We start from the raw sequence: 16,282 nt of genomic DNA, 5'->3' as shown, positions 1-16,282 counted from the left end.
AGGCACCAATTCAACATCGCCAGGGCGCGTAGCTACTTCTTCTTTTTGCTTGGCATCGAAACTTTGATGCCTTGGGCGGACTTGGTTACGCGGAAGCGCTTGGCGCCCGTGGGCTTCTTTTTCTTGGGCTGGGCCTGGGCCACGCCCTCGAGTGCGCGGGCCTCGGCCTCACGAACGGTGCGAGCTTCGCGGCGCTGCGCCATGTCGGCGGCGACGCGCTTGGCAAAACGCTCCGCCGTCGAACCCGTCGAGCTCACCTTGCCGCCACCGCGACCCAGGCGGACGCGAACACCGCGGCCAAAACCAGTTGCGGCATGACGACGACGCGGCTTGAGCGAATCCATCATCGTGGCGAGCTTAAAAAACACCGAGCAGGTAAAGACCACGATGACAGCCAAGATAACCATCTGGCCCATCGACAGGTTAGCAATAGACAGCAGCTCCGGGAATCCGATAACGCCCACCAAGATGCCAGCGACTACAAACACAAAGAGCACCACGCGCAAGGGCGTGAGAGGCTGCGAGATGCGCCAGATCAGGCTGACGCTCGCCGCGCACGACGTAAGCAGGCACATCGTAGACAGCGTGAGCTGGTTAAAGCCAAACACGCGCGCCACAAAGATATCGAGCGCCGCGGCCAAAATGACCGCAATCGACGCCGGCAGTGCCCGCTTGAGCACGTTCGTCAGGAACGACCCCTTCACGCGAGCATTGTTGGGCTCCAGGCCCAAGACAAAGCCCGGCGCGCCAATGCAGAAGAAGTTGATGAGCGTCATCTGAATCGGCTCGAAAGGGTACGGCGGCAGCGCGATGCACAGCGCCGCCAGGCCCATCGAGAACAGCGTCTTGGTCAAGAACAGCGAAGCCGAACGCTGCAGGTTGTTGATGGAGCGACGGCCCTCGGCCACCACGGCGGGCATCGAGGCAAAGTCGTTGTCGACAAGTACGATCTCGGCCACGTTACGCGCGGCATCGGAGCCGGCCGCCATGGCGACGGAGCAGTCGGCCTCCTTGAGCGCCAGCACGTCGTTGACGCCGTCGCCCGTCATGGCCACGGTGTGCTCGCGGCGCTTGAGTGCCTGCACGAGCTCGCGCTTCTGCTGCGGGGTCACACGACCAAAGACATGGTAGCGGTCCACTGCGGCATCGAGCTTGGCCGGCGTATCGAGCGTCGTGGCGTCCACATAAGCGTCCGCCCCCGGCACGCCCACCACGCGTGCGATCGACGACACCGTACGCGGGTCGTCGCCACTGATCACGTTGAGGGTCACGCCCTGCTCGTTAAAGTAGCCGATGGTCTCGGCCGCCGAGGTACGAATCTCGTCGCGGATGGTCACAAAGCCCACGGGCTCGGCCTCGCCCACCATATCGCCATCGGGCGTAAAGCCGTCCACGAGCGCCACCACGAGCACGCGGCAGGTATCGGCAAGCTCGGCGACACGGTTCTCGACCTGGGCAAACGCACGATCAGAGAGCACAAACTGCGCCGCACCCATCACATATGAGCCCTGTGCAAACGACGCGCCGCTCCACTTTTTGGAAGACGAGAACGGAATGACCGACAGCGGCTCGGACACCTCGACCGGACGGTCGGCGTAATAGTTGAGCAGCGCCTGACAGGTCTCGTTGGCATCGGCCGAGGTCGCACGTGCGACGTTAGCCAGCGCAAAATCGAGCACCGTGGTATCGACGGGAACGGCGGCGTCGCCCTCCCCCGCACCCATACCCTCGACCGGCAGCGGATAGGTACCCTCGACCTCCATGCGGCCCGACGTGATGGTGCCCGTCTTGTCCAGGCACAGCACGTCGACGCGCGCGAGCGTCTCAATGCAGTAGAGCTGCTGCGCGAGTACCTTGCGGCGGGCCAGGCGCACCGTGGCGATGGCGAGCACCGACGAGGTCAGCAGCACCAGGCCTTGCGGGATCATGCCCAGCAGGGCGCCCACCGTGGACAGCAGCGCCGACGAAGGCACATGACCAGCCAACAGCTCGGAGAAGCACCACGAAAGCGCGCTATTGCCTGGGGTTCCCGCGGCATCCCACAGCTCGCTCACGCTCGAGGCAAACAACGCCAAACCGAGCGGGATCATGATGATGCTCGCAAAGCGCACGATGGCGTTAAGCGCGTTCATGATCTCGGAATTGACCTTTTTGACGTACTTGGCCTCGTTATTAATTTTGGCCACGTAGTTGTCGGCGCCGACATGGATCACGCGGGCGCGCAGCAGACCCGAGTCGATAAAGCTGCCGCTCATGAGCTCGGAACCGGGCTGTTTCTTAATAAGATCGCTCTCGCCCGTCAGCAAGCTCTCGTTCACGAGCGCCTCGCCCGAAACCACCACGGCGTCAGCGGGGATCTGGTCGCCGCGCCCCAGGCGGATGATGTCGTCGAGCACGATCTGGTCCAGGTCGAGCTCCACCTCGGAGCCGTCGCGCACCGCGATGGCCTTCTTGGAGGTCAGCAGCGTGAGCTTATCGACCATCTTCTTGGAACGCATGGACTGAATGACGCCAATAGCGGTATTGAGGAACACCACGAACAGGAACGTCAGATTCTTAAACGAACCGGTCAAAATGACCAGGAACGCCAAGATCACGTTGATCAAATTGAACAGCGTGCAGAGGTTCTCGATGATGAGCTCTTTGACCGACTTGGTCTTGAGCTCCATGTTGCGGTTGATCTTACCGGCGGCGATGCGCTCCTCGACCTCGGCGGTCGAGAGTCCGCGCTCGATATCCGTTGCTGCCATACCACGTCCCATCACGTCGCGTCGGTATAAGAAAAACCGCCCGGACCATGCGAGGTTCGGACGGTCTCACGTTCGATGGTGCCCCATGTTGGATTCGAACCAACGGCCTTCTGCTCCGGAGGCAGACGCTCTAATCCCCTGAGCTAATAGGGCCAACGTTTGGCATTATACCCAAGTGCACCACGGGCTATCAAAATAAAAGAAAAAGCTTTGCAATTCCGAGGAAGACGCGGCGCAGAGGCTCACTTTAGAACGCAAAAGTGAAACAATTAGTATAAACTCACATGCACCATATATACACGGCTCGCGATGCGGGCCGTTTTTGCAAGGGTTATCCATCGATGTGAGAGGCACACCATGATTGCAATTTTAAAGCAGAGCGCCAGCGACGAGGCCGTCAGCCATATCGTCAGCTGGATTGAGAAAAAGGGCCTGAAGACCGACGTCTCGCGCGGCGAGAACGAGACGATCATCGGCCTGGTGGGCGATACGACCAAGATCGACCCGTTCCTGCTCGAGTCCATGGACGTCGTCGAGCGCGTGCAGCGCGTCTCCGAGCCGTTCAAGCGCGCCAATCGCAAGTTCCACCCCGAGGACTCCGTCATCGACTGCGGCCACGGCGTCAAGATCGGCGGCGATCAGTTCCAGGTCATCGCCGGCCCGTGCTCCGTCGAGGGCGAGAACCTCATCCGCATCGCCCGCCGCGTGAAGGCCGCCGGTGCCACGATGCTGCGCGGCGGTGCCTACAAGCCCCGCACTTCCCCGTACGCCTACCAGGGCATGGGCCCCGCCGGTCTGGACCTGCTGTGCGAGGCGTCTGCCGATCTCGACATGCCGATCGTCACCGAGATCATGGACCCGCGCGACGTGCAGGTCTTCCTGGACAAGAAGATCGACGTCATGCAGATCGGCGCCCGCAACGCCCAGAACTTCCCTCTGCTCAAAGAGGTCGGCAAGACCAAGACTCCGATCTTGCTTAAGCGCGGCATGTCCGGCACGATCGATGAGCTGCTCATGGCCGCCGAGTACATCATGAGCGAGGGCAACGACAACGTCATCCTGTGCGAGCGCGGCATCCGCACCTTCGAGACCCGCACCCGCAACACCTTCGACCTCAATGCCGTGCCGGTGCTGCACCACCTGTCGCACCTGCCCGTCGTCGCCGACCCCAGCCACGCCACCGGCTACACCCGCTACGTTGAGCCCATGGCGCTCGCCGCGACCGCCTGCGGTGCCAACGGCCTAGAGATCGAGGTCCACGACGAGCCCAGCCGCGCATGGTCCGACGGCGCTCAGGCCCTCACCCCCGATCAGTTCGACGACACCATGCGCCGCATCCGAGCCATTCGCGAGGTTGTCTGCCATGAGACCATGGAGTAGCCCATGGGTACAGTGAGAAACGCGCGCGTTAACCAGGGCGGCCCCAAGTGCGCCGGCATCGTCGGCCTGGGCCTCATCGGCGGCAGCTTTGCCCGCGGCTATGCGCAGGCGGGCGTCCGCGTGCTAGCCTGGGACCCCGATGACGATGTCATGACGGCCGCCAGCATGGGCACTGTCGCCGGAGAGCTTAACGACAAGACGCTCGGCGAATGCGACATCATCGTCCTTGCCTGCTATCCCGAGGCATGCATCGAGTGGCTCGAGGCGCACGCCCAGGCGCTCGCCGACGCCACCGACACCGAGGCCATCATGGGCCCCGTGGTGATCGACACGGTGGGCGTCAAGGGCATCGTGTGCGAGCGCGCCTTTGAGCTAGCCCGCGAGCACGGCTTTTACTTTGTGGGCGCGCACCCCATGGCGGGCACGCAGTACTCGGGCTATGCGCACTCCCGCGCCGACCTGTTCCAGGGCGCCCCGCTCGTGCTCGTACCGCCCGCGGTGGACGATGCGCTCAAACTGGAGCTTTTGGGCCAGGTGCGCGAGATGGTACGCCCCTTGGGCTTTGGCAAGTTCAGCGTGACCAGCGCCGCCGAGCACGACCGCGTCATCGCCTTTACGAGCCAGCTCGCGCACGTCGTCTCCAACGCCTATGTTAAGAGCCCGACCGCTCAGGTCCACCACGGCTTTTCGGCCGGCAGCTACCGCGATCTCACCCGCGTGGCGCACCTCAACCCGCAAATGTGGTCCGAGCTCATGATCGACGACGCCGACGCGCTCGCCTTCGAGATCGACCATCTGATCGAATCGCTTGGCGCCTACAGCCGTGCGCTCAAGGACCGCGACCAGCGCTATCTGGAGAATCTCCTTGCCGAGGGCGACCGCATTAAGCGCGCACTCGACGACGAGGCCTCCCACTAGACAACCCATCACGCCAGGTCGAAAGGACCGAAGCTTATGGCGATTACCATCGATATCGACACTGCACGCCCCTACCAGGTGCATGTTGGCACGTTTTTGCTGGAGCAGGCGGGACCGCTCGTGCGTGCCACTGCCGGCGGCACCAAGGCCGTCATCGTGACGGACACCAACGTGGGCCCGCTCTACCAGATGCCCGTTAAGCAGAGCCTGGAGGCGTCAGGCTACGAGGTGAGCATCTGCACCTTCGAGGCCGGCGAGGCCCATAAGCGCGCTGAGACCTACGTTGCCATTTTGGAGTTTGTGGCCGAGCACGAGCTTTCGCGCTCCGACGTGATCGTGGCACTCGGCGGCGGCGTCGTGGGCGACGTGGCGGGCTTTGTGGCCGCCACCTACATGCGCGGCTGCAAGTTTGTGCAGATCCCAACGAGCCTGCTCGCCATGGTGGATTCGTCGGTGGGAGGCAAGACGGCCATCGACCTGGCAGCCGGCAAGAACTTGGCCGGCGCCTTTTGGCAGCCGAGCGTGGTTATCGCCGACGTGGGGTGTCTGGCCACACTCACGCCCGAGCAGTTCGCCGACGGCTGCGGCGAGGTCGTCAAGCACGCCGTGATCGCCGACCCGGAGCTTTTCGCCGAGCTGGAGAAGACCCCGCTCACGCTGGAGCTGCTCAACCGCGATGTGGCCCGCGTAGCACTCATCATCGCCCGCAATATCGACATCAAGCGCGCCGTGGTCGTCGCCGACGAGCGCGAAACCAACCAGCGCAAGCTCCTCAACTTTGGACACAGCGCCGGACACGCCGTCGAGGCCTGCGAGCACTTTGAGCTGGGACACGGCAACTGCGTGTCGATCGGCATGGGCATCATCACGCGCGCCGCGGCCCTGCACGGCGTCTGCGATGCCGCACTGCCCGGTCGTATTGAGGAACTCTGCGCCCGTCATGGCCTCACGACCCGCTGTGACCTAGATGCCGATACCGTCTTTGCCGAGGCGCTCCACGACAAGAAGCGCGCGGGCGACACCATCGACCTGGTGATTCCGCACGGCATTGGCCGCTGCAGCATCGACCGCACACCGCTTTCCACTTTCCACGAACTCATTGCCGAGGGCCTCGGCCAGAAGGGAGACGCATCCGCATGCTAGCCCGCATCACCCCGTCCCCGCTCAAGGGCACCGTTCCCGCCATCGCGTCCAAGTCGATGGCGCATCGCCTGATCATCTGCGCTGCGCTTGCCAACGGCGAGACGCACGTCACCTGCAACACCACCTGCGCCGACATCGAGGCCACGGTGCGCTGCCTTACGGCACTGGGTGCTCGCATCGAGACCGTCGAGGACGGCTTCCAGGTCCACCCCACCATGAAGAGTGTTGAGTTTGGCCTGCTCAAGGCCCTTGCCGGCGGCACGCTTGACTGCGGTGAAAGCGGCTCCACGCTCCGCTTTATGCTGCCTGTCGCCTGCGCGCTGGGTGCAGAAGCAACTTTTGTGGGTCAGGGGCGCTTGGGCGCCCGCCCGCTCTCCCCGCTCTCGGACGAGATCATCGCCGCCGGCTGCGACCTACAGGGTCTGGGCGGTTTTCCGCTCAAGACGAGCGGCCGCATGCGCCCGGGCACCTTTGTGCTTCCGGGCAACGTGAGCTCGCAGTATATCTCCGGCCTTCTGCTGGCAGCCCCGCTGCTGGCCCAGCCCTCCTGCGTGCAGGTAACCGGCCTCATTGAGAGCCGTCCCTACATCAACCTGACGATCCAGGCCATGAAGGCCTTTGGCGTCGAGGTCAACGTCGAGCGTATTCCGGCCAAGGACGGCCAGCCCGAGGTCACGAACTTCCGCGTGAGCAGCGGCTCGTACCGCACGCCCGGCAGCGTAGCCGTCGAGGGCGACTGGTCCAACGCCGCCTTTTGGCTGTGCGCCGGTGCCATCGGCAACGACCCCATCACCGTCGAGGGCGTGTCGCTGAGCTCCGCACAGGGCGACCGTAACGTGCTTGCCGCGCTTTCGCGCTTTGGCGCCCGCATCGTGCGCTCCACCAACGCCGCCACCGTGCAGTCCGACAAGCTCGCCGGCTTTGAGATGAGTGCCCACGACATTCCGGACCTGGTGCCCGTCATCTCGGCCGTGGCCTCACTGGCACAGGGCCGCACCTTTATCCGCGATTGCGCCCGTCTGCGCATCAAGGAATCCGACCGCCTGGTCACCACCACCCGCGAGCTCACCGCGCTGGGCGCGCAGGTGCGCATTGCCGGCGATGACCTCATCATCAAGGGTGTCGATGCCTTCACCGGCGGCGAGGTCGATTCGCACAACGACCACCGCATCGCCATGATGGCCGCTATCGCCGCGAGCCGCGCCGCCGGCGAGGTCGTGATCCACGGCGCCGAGGCCGTCAACAAGTCCTATCCCGATTTCTTCGACCACTACCGCCTGCTGGGCGGCAAGGTCACACTCGAGGAGGAATAGCATGTCCTCGACCTTTGGCAACGTCTTGCACGTAAGCATCTTCGGCCAGTCGCACTCCCCCGCCATCGGCTGCTCGCTCGATGGCGTCCCCGCCGGCATCGCCGTTGACCAAGAAGCGCTGCAGGCCTTTTTGAACCGTCGCGCCCCCGGTCGCGACGAGACCGCGACCAAACGCCGCGAGGCCGACGCCGCCCACATCATCGCCGGTGTGGTCGATGGACATACCACGGGAGCACCCATCGCCGCGATTATCGAGAACACCAACACGCGCTCAAAGGACTATTCCGAGCTGCGCCGCAAGCCCCGCCCCGGACACGCGGATTTTCCGGCGCGCGTGAAGTATCACAACATGCACGATGTCGCTGGTGGCGGGCATTTCTCCGGCCGCCTGACGGCACCCCTGTGTATCGCCGGCGGCATTGCGCTGCAGGCACTCGAGGCCCGCGGCATTAACGTGATGGCGCATGTGGCGCAGATCGGCGGCATCTCCGACCTGCCGATGGACGATATGGTCTATCGCGAGGCCGACCGCAAGGCGATCCTGACGAACGATCTTCCTTGCATTGACGCCGCCGCAGCCGGCCGCATGCGCGAGGAAATCCTAGCCGCGCGCGACGAACTCGACAGCATCGGCGGCATCGTGGAGTGCGGCATTTACGGGCTTCCCGCGGGCATCGGCGACCCCATGTTCGACGGCATCGAGAACCGCATCGCGCAGATCGCGTTTGGCATTCCCGCCGTAAAGGGCGTGGAGTTTGGCATGGGCTTTGCCGTGGCCGCCATGCGCGGCAGCGAGAACAATGATCCGTATCGCATCGATGCCGAGACCGGCGAGATCGAGGTCGAGTCCAACAACGCCGGCGGCATCCTGGGCGGTATTTCGACCGGCGCGCCCGTCATGTGGCGCATGGCCGTAAAGCCGACGCCCTCCATTGGTCGTGAGCAGCAGACGGTGGACATGGACGCTATGGAAAATGCCGAGCTCTCGGTCCACGGCCGCCACGATCCCTGCATCGTCCCCCGAGCCGTCCCCGTAGCCGAAGCAGCCGCCGCCCTCGCGATTTGGGACGCTCTCCTCGAGGACGCAGACCAGCTCTAAAAATCTCCGGGGGCCAACTCCGGCCCCCACGCCCACCCAGTGATTTTTCTGGGACGGGGATTAAAAAATCATTGTGTACCTAATGATTTTTTAATCCCCGTCCCAGAAAAATCACCGACTCGTGAAAGGGGTCTCCATGGACCTTGCCGATATTCGTCAGGCCATCGATGGCATCGACGCCACGCTCCTCAACAGCTTTGTCGAGCGCATGGACATTGCCACCGAGGTCGCCAAGTCAAAAATCGAGATGGGCAAAGCCGTCTTCGACCCCGCCCGTGAGCGCTCCAAGCTCAACAACCTCGCCAGCCGCGCGCCCGAGCGCTATGAGGCACAGACCATCACCCTGTTCCGCTTGCTCATGAGCATGAGCAAGGCCGAGCAGCAGCGCTACATCAACGAGCTCAAGGGCATCACCGTCTCGCAAAAGGCCCACGCCACGGCTACAGCCTCCGACACGCCCTTCCCTCAAACGGCCACCGTCGCCTGCCAGGGCGTCGAGGGCGCTTACAGCCAAATCGCCGCGTGCAAGCTCTTCGACGTGCCCGACATCGCGTTTTTCGAGACCTTCGAGGGCGTCATGCGCGCCGTACGTGACGGCTTCTGCGAGTTTGGCGTGCTGCCCATCGAAAACTCCACCGCGGGTTCCGTCAACGCCGTCTACGACCTGCTCGCACAGTTCGATTTCCATATCGTGCGCTCGCTGCGCCTCAAGATCGACCATAACCTGCTCGTCAAACCCGGCACCAAGCTCGCAGACGTGCGTGAGGTCTACAGCCACGGCCAAGCCATTGCCCAGTGCGCCGGCTTTATCGAAGCCCACGACCTGCACGCCACCAAGTACCCCAACACGGCCATGTCGGCCGAGATGGTCGCTAACTCCGACCGCACCGACGTTGCCGCCATCGCCTCGCGCAGCTGTGCCGCACTGTATGGCCTGGAGATACTGGAATCCAACATCCAGGACTCGGACAACAACTACACGCGCTTTGTCGTCATCAGCCGCGAGCCACGCGTCTACCCCGGCGCCAACCGCACCTCGCTCATGATTACCACGGCCAACGAGCCGGGCGCGCTCTATCGCGTACTCGAGCGCTTCTACGCGCTCAATATCAACCTCATCAAGCTCGAGAGCCGCCCCATCCCCGGGCACGACTTTGAGTTTATGTTCTACTTTGACCTGGACTGCCCCTTTGGCAGCAAGGCCCTCGATGACCTGCTCGATTCCATCGACGACGTGTGCGAGAGCTTCACCTACTTTGGCAGTTACACGGAGGTGCTCTAGATGACCGATGTCGCCGCAACCCGCCCCTACGGAGTGCTGGGCCGCGTGCTGGGCCACAGCTACACCCCGACCATCTACAAGGAGCTCGCGGGGCTCGAGTACGTACGATTTGAGCGCGAGCCCGAGGACCTCCAGGCTTTTATGACGGGTGACGAATGGGAGGGCACCAACGTGACCATCCCCTACAAGCGCGCCGTCATGGAATACCTGGACGAGCTGAGTCCACTCGCCGAGCGTATGGGAAACGTCAACACCATCACGCGCCTGCCCGACGGCCGCCTGCGCGGCGACAACACCGACTACTTTGGCTTCCAATGCCTGGTCGAGGAGCTGGGCGTCGAGGTTGCCGGCAAGAAGGCCCTCGTGCTCGGTGCCACCGGTGGCGCCGGCACCACTGCCAGCATGGTGCTCGGCGACCTGGGCGCCATCGTCGTGCCGGTCGGCCGCACGAGCGAAGTCAACTACGACAACATCGCGCAGCAGTCCGACGCCGCACTGCTCGTCAACTGCACGCCCGCCGGCATGTTCCCCCACTGTCCCGATGCCCCCTGCACGCTCGAGGGGCTCGATGCGCTCGAGGGCGTCATCGACATTGTCTACAACCCTGCACGCACGGGCCTGATGCTCGAGGCCGAGCGCCGCGGCATCCCCTGCATCGGCGGCCTGCTCATGCTCGTGGCCCAGGCGGCGCAAGCCGTTGAGCGCTACACCGGCCAGGTCACTCCGCGTGAGCGCATTCTGGACGTAACGGAGCGCCTGTCACGCCGCGAACAGAACATCGCGCTGATCGGTATGCCGGGCTCGGGCAAGACCCGCGTGGGCGAGCAGATTGCCCTGCTCACGGGGCGAGAGCACATCGACCTGGACCGCGCCCTCGAGGAGCGCCTGGGCATGCCCTGCGCCGACTTTATCGTCGAGCGCGGCGAGGCGGCCTTCCGCGAGCAGGAGACGGCGGCGCTGACCGGCATCTCCAAGCGCAGCGGCCTGGTGCTTTCCACGGGCGGCGGCGTGGTCACGCGCGACGAGAACTACCCGCTACTGCACCAGAACAGCCAGATCGTGATGCTCAACCGTAAGCTCGACGAACTCGCCCACAAGGGTCGCCCCATCACCGCCCGCGATGGCATCGACAAGCTGGCCGAGCAGCGCATGCCGCGCTACCGCGCCTGGGCCGACTACCTCATCGACTCGCGCGATTGCGCCGCCAACACCGCCCAAGCCCTCCTCGACACCCTCCCACCCGCTCTCTAACCAAAACCACCACAAAGGGGACAGGCACCTATGTGGCGGTTTCTCGACTGCAAAGGAAGCAAACATGAAAGCACTCGTCATCAACGGCCCCAACCTCAACATGCTCGGCATTCGCGAGCCGGGTATCTACGGCAGCGACAACTACGACCGCCTGGTCCAGATCTGCCAGGAGGCGGGCGCCGCGCAGGGCTTTGACGAGGTCGAGGTCTTCCAGTCCAACCACGAGGGCAGCATCGTCGACAAGATCCAGGAGGCCTACGGCAAGGTCGACGGCATCGTCATCAACCCGGCGGCATACACGCATACGAGCGTGGCGATCCTCGACGCCCTCAAGGCCGTCGCCATCCCTGCCGTCGAGGTACACATCAGCGCCGTAGAGACACGCGAGGACTTCCGCCAGGTAAGCTATGCACGCCTAGCCTGCTTCGCCACCATCACCGGCGAAGGCCTGCAGGGCTACGCTCACGCACTGGAGCTGCTGAGGGAGCGTATCGAAAAGTAAAATGCCAACCCCAACAAACAGCAGCGGCTTGCTCGCACTCGGCTCCAGCAGCACACAAGATGAAAAAAGCCCAGACCACCAATGAACTGCCTCCCATTTCTTGGACATGAGAAATGGGAGGCTTTCTTTATGCGCGTTGATTTGAGAGTGAAGCATGATGTCGAGGCCAGGAAGGCGGCCATAGGGCTCTTCGAGCTCGGGCACGGGTATAAATCTGCCGCGATTGCCCTTTCGCTTCCCGTGGAAGCCGTGAGAAGACGGCAGGAGATATACCGCGCATTCGGGAGCGAGGTGCTGCTGCGCATGGACGGAAAGCAGGGCAGGTACACATACGAGCAGAAGGTCGCCGCCGCCTCCGCCGTCGTCGACGGCGGCATGACGAAGACCGAGGCGATGGCGGCGTTTGGCATAATGTCGATGTCGCCGCTCAAGAAGTGGTGCGCGCTATACCGCCGGGGCGGCGCGGAGGCCCTGCGCCCGAGGCCCAAGGGCCGGCCGAAGGGTTCCAAGGCGAGGCCGCGGACCCGCGAGGAGGAGCTCGAGGAGCGGTGCCGTAGGCTCGAGGCCGAGGTGGCCTACCTAAAAAAATTACGCGCCCTGGTCGAGAGGGACGGGCTCTGACCAGGGCGAAGGCCGAAGCGGTCGCGGCCCTGCGCGCCGAGGGGCACGCGCTCGGGCACCTGCTCGCATGCGCCGAGCTCAAGCGGTCGACCTACTACTACGCCCTCGCGCACCCGCCGAGGCCCACGCGCCCCGAGCTCCGGGAGGCGGCCGCCGAGATCTTCTCGCGCACCGCCAACGGCTGCGGGCACCGGCAGATAGCGATGTGCCTCAGGGCGGAAGAGGGGGCCGTGATAGCCGACAAGACCGTGCTCAAGATGATGCGCGAGATGGGGATCCGCTGCGGTATCAGACGCGAGACGGCCTACCACGGGTACAACTCGTACAGGGGCGTCGTCGGCAGGACGTTCGAGAACGTGATCGCGAGGGATTTCGACGCCGGGGCCCCGTGGCGGAAGCTGGGGACGGACGTCACCGAGTCCAAGGTGGCGGGCGGCAAGGCCTACTGGGCCCCGACGCTGGACTTCTGCACCAAGGAGATCGTGGCGAGCGACATTTCGACCACGCCCGACATGGCCCAGCAGGTCAGGATGCTCGACGAGCTGCTGTCCAAGATCCCCGAGGGCGCCGCCCCGACCATGCACTCGGACCGGGGCCGGCAGTACCAGCGCGCCTCGTACACATCCAGGCTCGAGGCCGCCGGCATCGTCCAGAGCATGTCCAGGAAGGCGAACTGCATCGACAACGCCGCCACCGAGCAGCTCTTCGGCCACGTCAAGGACGAGTTCTACCGGGGCCGCGAGTGGGAGACGTTCGAGGATTTCAAACGCGACCTGGAGGAATACATAGTCCACTGGAACACGAGCCGGAGGCAGGTAAGATTGAAGGGCCTGACCCCGGAGGAGTTCCGGAATCAGGCCCTCGCGGCCTAGTCGCTATTTAGGGCGTCCAAGATTTGGGACGCAGTTCACAAGCGGTCCGGGCTTAATAAACGATGGTGCTCCATGGCGGATTCGAACCGTCGACCTTGGGATTAGAAGTCCCCTGCTCTATCCAACTGAGCTAATGGAGCAAATAACCGCACGCCCAAGCAAGCGCAAACCTGTCAGGCGCAAGTAATTATAACCTAGTTGAACTGCTCGCGGTACGCCTTGCAGACCTCATCGACCGGGCCGTCCATGCGAAGGTCACCCTTCTCAATCCAAACGGCACGCTGGCAGATGCGTTCAACCTGCTCCATGGAGTGCGAAACGAACAGAACCGTCACGTCGCCGCTCTGGATAAAGTGCTGGATGCGGGCCTCGCACTTCTGCTGGAAGAACACATCACCGACGGACAGCGTCTCGTCAACGATCAGAATATCGGGCTCGGTAATCGTCGCGATTGCAAAGGCAATACGCGCAACCATGCCCGAGGAGAAGTTCTTAAGCGGCATGTCGACAAAGTTCTGAAGCTCAGCGAACTCGATAATGCCGTCAAAGTTGGCGTCGATGAACTCCTTGGTATAGCCGAGCAGGGCGCCGTTCAGATAGATGTTCTCGCGGGCGGTCAGCTCGGGATCAAAGCCGGCACCAAGCTCAATCAGCGGCGCGATGTTACCGTGCACCTTAACGCTGCCCTCGCTTGGCTCAAGCACGCCAGCGATAATCTTGAGCATCGTAGACTTGCCGGAGCCATTGGTGCCAACCAGACCCACGACCTCGCCACGATGAATATCAAACGAAATATGCTTAAGCGCCCTAAACTCCTCAAAGAACAACTCGTGCTTGACAAGCTTGATGAAGTACTCCTTGAGGTTGGTCAGCGACTCGGACGCCATGTTAAAGATCATGGTGACGTCGTCGACCTCGACAGCCAGAGGCTGCTCGCTGTAATCAACAACAGATTCAGTCATCACAGCACTCCTTAGATGTAGAGGATGAACTTGCGCTCGGACTTATGGAACACGGTATAGCCAATAACAAGCGCAAGAACCGCCCAAGCAGCGCACATACCAAACGTCATAAGCGAGGGCGTAGTTTGGAACAGAAAGATATCGCGCATAAACTGCAGGTAGTTGTACATGGGGTTCGCATACATCAAGATACGCACGAGATGCGGCATTTGCGCAATATAGTCAGTCGTCCAGAAGATGGGCGTAATATAAGTCCACGCCGTAATGACGACGCTCCACAGATGCATAACGTCGCGGAAAAAGACCGTAAGGGCAGAGAGCATCATGCCCAGGCCCATGCAGAAGCACATAAGCAGCAGCAGGCAAACCGGCAGCAGAATCAGGTGCCAAGAAGGCATAACGCGGAACCACAGCATGACGATGGCGACGGCGACCAGCGAGAAGGCAAAGTTCACGAGCGAGAAAAGCACTTTCTGCACCGGGAAGACCCAGCGGTGCACCTTAACCTTCTTGAGCAGAGGGGCAGCACCCACGATCGACGTTAGGGCCTGGTTCGTGGACTCGGACATGACGGCAAAGGTAACGTTACCCACGATTAAGTACAGCGGGTACATCTCGGGCGTCATTGATCCATTGCGGCCCTGGCCAAAAATCGTCGAGAACACGATGGCCATGACGATCATCATCAGCAGCGGGTTGAGAACCGACCATGCGACGCCCAGAACGCTACGGCGATACTTGATCTTAAAATCCTTGGTAACCAGCTGACGAAGGATAAACGCGTCCTTCTCAAATTCGTTCTTAGCAAACGTCGCAGGCAGACTGCGAGTTTCTTGTTGCTTTGTCTGATCCGACACGGATGCAACTCCTTTACTCGTAATCGTTGACAAACGAACAGTATAGACCCGACGGCCATGCAAACGATTCGCGCAACAAAACTGGAGAACTAACCCACATCTTAGGATGCCAAGCCCAAACGGCTATACTTTCAAGAATTGAATGTATAAGGAGCATTGAGTGAATTCTGAATCCATCGCCGTCATCATCCCCTGCTACAACGAAGCCCTCACGATCGGCAAAGTCATCGACGACTTTCACCGCGAGCTTCCGCAAGCGACGGTCTACGTCTATGACAACAACTCGTCGGACGATACCTCACGCATCGCCACCGAGCACGGCGCCACGGTCCGCTTTGAGCCCCGTCAGGGAAAGGGCAACGTGTGCCGCCAGATGTTTCGCGATATCGACGCCGATTGCTACCTGATGGTCGACGGCGACGACACCTACCCCGCCGAGGCGGCCAAGGCCCTCTGCGAGCCTATCCTCAACGGCGCGGCCGATATGACCGTAGGCGACCGCCTTTCCAACGGCACCTACGCCGAGGAAAACAAGCGTGCTTTCCACGGCTTTGGCAACAATCTGGTCCGCGCCATGATCAAGTGGATCTATGGCTACAGCTTCGATGATGTCATGACCGGCTACCGCGCCATGAGCCGCCCGTTCGTTAAAACCTTCCCTGTGCTTTCCGAGGGCTTCCAGATCGAAACCGAGCTCTCGATCCACGCCGTCGACCACCGCTGGCGCATCAAAGATGTGCCCATCGAGTACCGCGACCGTCCGGAAGGCTCCGAGTCCAAGCTCAATACCGTGAGCGACGGCATTAAAGTCGTCACGATGATCGGCACGCTGTTCAAGGACTACCGCCCGCTGAAGTTCTTCAGCCTCGTCGCGCTTCTGTTTGCGGTGATCGGCCTCGCCCTGGGCATGCCCATCGTTGTCGAGTATTTCCAGACCGGCCTCGTTCCGCGCTTCCCCACCGCCATGCTCGCCGCGTCGTTTATGTTCCTGTGCGGCCTGAGCCTTGCAACCGGATTCATCCTGGATTCTGTAGCAAAGGTCGAAAAAAAGCAGTGGGAGGTCAACGTATATAGCAAGTACGCCTACGACGACCAGCCCGGCCACCCTACTTCCAAGCCAAGCGAGAGGTAGATCTTCCGCAAAATACTATTGGCACCACTGCGCAGATAGCCACCAACAAGAAAAGCCGCCGTTAAAGAACGGCGGCTTTTACTCTCGAAAAGTTAATAGCGCCTAGAGCGTCTTGATGTACTCCCCCAGCTCTTCCTCCCAGTCGGGCATGTGGAAGCCTGCGGACTCCAGCTTGGACAGGTCGAGCGCGGAGTGGACCG

General features: G+C 62.3%; 14 protein-coding genes and 2 tRNA genes. 11 read left to right on the top strand and 5 right to left on the bottom strand.

Annotated elements, in window-relative coordinates; all coding sequences use genetic code 11:
• Positions 1 to 32: 32 nt before the first annotated feature.
• Complete coding sequence (locus tag DXD48_RS04985) at positions 33 to 2,750, bottom strand: HAD-IC family P-type ATPase (RefSeq protein WP_117564239.1); 2,718 nt, start codon at positions 2,748 to 2,750, stop codon at positions 33 to 35.
• Positions 2,751 to 2,826: 76 nt separating this feature from the next.
• A tRNA-Arg gene (locus DXD48_RS04980) sits at positions 2,827 to 2,903 on the bottom strand.
• A 204-nt stretch (positions 2,904 to 3,107) separates the two neighbouring features.
• Between DXD48_RS04980 and aroF the strand changes: the two genes are divergently transcribed.
• The 10 genes from aroF (at position 3,108) to DXD48_RS04930 (ending at position 13,131) form a co-directional block, all read left to right on the top strand.
• On the top strand, positions 3,108 to 4,130 hold the full coding sequence (aroF, locus tag DXD48_RS04975) for a 3-deoxy-7-phosphoheptulonate synthase (protein ID WP_117564238.1): 1,023 nt from the start codon (positions 3,108 to 3,110) through the stop codon (positions 4,128 to 4,130).
• A 3-nt stretch (positions 4,131 to 4,133) separates the two neighbouring features.
• Positions 4,134 to 5,048: a prephenate dehydrogenase/arogenate dehydrogenase family protein gene (locus tag DXD48_RS04970; RefSeq protein WP_117564237.1), complete on the top strand. Its 915-nt coding sequence runs from the start codon at positions 4,134 to 4,136 to the stop codon at positions 5,046 to 5,048.
• Between the two features lie 36 nt (positions 5,049 to 5,084).
• Positions 5,085 to 6,191: a 3-dehydroquinate synthase gene (gene aroB / locus DXD48_RS04965; protein ID WP_117564236.1), complete on the top strand. Its 1,107-nt coding sequence runs from the start codon at positions 5,085 to 5,087 to the stop codon at positions 6,189 to 6,191.
• Positions 6,185 to 7,504, top strand: coding sequence for a 3-phosphoshikimate 1-carboxyvinyltransferase (gene aroA, locus DXD48_RS04960; protein ID WP_089573431.1), 1,320 nt, complete (start codon positions 6,185 to 6,187; stop codon positions 7,502 to 7,504). Before aroB ends, aroA begins: the two co-directional genes overlap by 7 nt.
• Before the next feature lies 1 nt (position 7,505).
• Positions 7,506 to 8,603: a chorismate synthase gene (gene aroC, locus DXD48_RS04955; protein WP_117564235.1), complete on the top strand. Its 1,098-nt coding sequence runs from the start codon at positions 7,506 to 7,508 to the stop codon at positions 8,601 to 8,603.
• 136 nt (positions 8,604 to 8,739) lie between these two features.
• Positions 8,740 to 9,885 (top strand): prephenate dehydratase, encoded by a 1,146-nt coding sequence (pheA, locus tag DXD48_RS04950; RefSeq protein ID WP_117564234.1) that lies wholly within the window; start codon positions 8,740 to 8,742, stop codon positions 9,883 to 9,885.
• Positions 9,886 to 11,136, top strand: a complete 1,251-nt coding sequence (locus DXD48_RS04945; RefSeq protein ID WP_117564233.1) for a shikimate kinase — start codon at positions 9,886 to 9,888, stop codon at positions 11,134 to 11,136.
• 64 nt (positions 11,137 to 11,200) lie between these two features.
• The gene (aroQ, locus tag DXD48_RS04940; RefSeq protein WP_117564232.1) at positions 11,201 to 11,638 is read left to right on the top strand and encodes a type II 3-dehydroquinate dehydratase; all 438 of its coding nucleotides are present in this window, start codon (positions 11,201 to 11,203) and stop codon (positions 11,636 to 11,638) included.
• 129 nt (positions 11,639 to 11,767) lie between these two features.
• Entirely contained in the window at positions 11,768 to 12,259 is a 492-nt protein-coding gene (locus DXD48_RS04935; protein ID WP_117564231.1) for a helix-turn-helix domain-containing protein, read from the top strand.
• Positions 12,226 to 13,131 carry an IS3 family transposase gene (locus DXD48_RS04930; protein WP_199407899.1) on the top strand — a complete coding sequence of 302 codons (906 nt, stop codon included), beginning with the start codon at positions 12,226 to 12,228 and terminating at the stop codon, positions 13,129 to 13,131. Before DXD48_RS04935 ends, DXD48_RS04930 begins: the two co-directional genes overlap by 34 nt.
• Positions 13,132 to 13,194: 63 nt before the next feature.
• On the opposite strand, the gene DXD48_RS04925 is transcribed toward DXD48_RS04930, so the two are convergent.
• The 3 genes from DXD48_RS04925 to DXD48_RS04915 form a co-directional block, all read right to left on the bottom strand.
• Positions 13,195 to 13,271: transfer RNA gene (locus DXD48_RS04925), tRNA-Arg, on the bottom strand.
• Between the two features lie 54 nt (positions 13,272 to 13,325).
• On the bottom strand, positions 13,326 to 14,093 hold the full coding sequence (locus tag DXD48_RS04920; protein ID WP_117564229.1) for an ABC transporter ATP-binding protein: 768 nt from the start codon (positions 14,091 to 14,093) through the stop codon (positions 13,326 to 13,328).
• Positions 14,094 to 14,104: 11 nt separating this feature from the next.
• Positions 14,105 to 14,950 (bottom strand): ABC transporter permease, encoded by an 846-nt coding sequence (locus DXD48_RS04915; protein WP_231501564.1) that lies wholly within the window; start codon positions 14,948 to 14,950, stop codon positions 14,105 to 14,107.
• 160 nt (positions 14,951 to 15,110) lie between these two features.
• Between DXD48_RS04915 and DXD48_RS04910 the strand changes: the two genes are divergently transcribed.
• A complete protein-coding gene (locus DXD48_RS04910) occupies positions 15,111 to 16,082 on the top strand; it encodes a glycosyltransferase family 2 protein (RefSeq protein ID WP_117564228.1) in 972 nt (323 codons plus the stop codon).
• The last annotated feature ends 200 nt before the right edge of the window (positions 16,083 to 16,282 follow it).

It is taken from the genome of Collinsella sp. TM05-37, assembly GCF_003436455.1.
Lineage (GTDB): Bacteria > Actinomycetota > Coriobacteriia > Coriobacteriales > Coriobacteriaceae > Collinsella.
The sequence above is the reverse complement of the archived record's forward strand: the minus strand, read 5'-3'. Positions and strand labels throughout refer to the sequence as shown.

Bases quoted from the DNA above. Each gene is read 5' to 3' on its own strand.
- DXD48_RS04985 (WP_117564239.1), bottom strand. From the start codon at position 2,750: ATGGCAGCAACGGATATCGAGCGCGGACTCTCGACCGCCGAGGTCGAG.
- DXD48_RS04935 (WP_117564231.1), top strand. From the start codon at position 11,768: ATGCGCGTTGATTTGAGAGTGAAGCATGATGTCGAGGCCAGGAAGGCG.
- aroB (WP_117564236.1), top strand. From the start codon at position 5,085: ATGGCGATTACCATCGATATCGACACTGCACGCCCCTACCAGGTGCAT.
- pheA (WP_117564234.1), top strand. From the start codon at position 8,740: ATGGACCTTGCCGATATTCGTCAGGCCATCGATGGCATCGACGCCACG.
- aroQ (WP_117564232.1), top strand. From the start codon at position 11,201: ATGAAAGCACTCGTCATCAACGGCCCCAACCTCAACATGCTCGGCATT.
- DXD48_RS04945 (WP_117564233.1), top strand. From the start codon at position 9,886: ATGACCGATGTCGCCGCAACCCGCCCCTACGGAGTGCTGGGCCGCGTG.
- aroC (WP_117564235.1), top strand. From the start codon at position 7,506: ATGTCCTCGACCTTTGGCAACGTCTTGCACGTAAGCATCTTCGGCCAG.
- aroA (WP_089573431.1), top strand. From the start codon at position 6,185: ATGCTAGCCCGCATCACCCCGTCCCCGCTCAAGGGCACCGTTCCCGCC.
- DXD48_RS04920 (WP_117564229.1), bottom strand. From the start codon at position 14,093: ATGACTGAATCTGTTGTTGATTACAGCGAGCAGCCTCTGGCTGTCGAG.
- aroF (WP_117564238.1), top strand. From the start codon at position 3,108: ATGATTGCAATTTTAAAGCAGAGCGCCAGCGACGAGGCCGTCAGCCAT.
- DXD48_RS04970 (WP_117564237.1), top strand. From the start codon at position 4,134: ATGGGTACAGTGAGAAACGCGCGCGTTAACCAGGGCGGCCCCAAGTGC.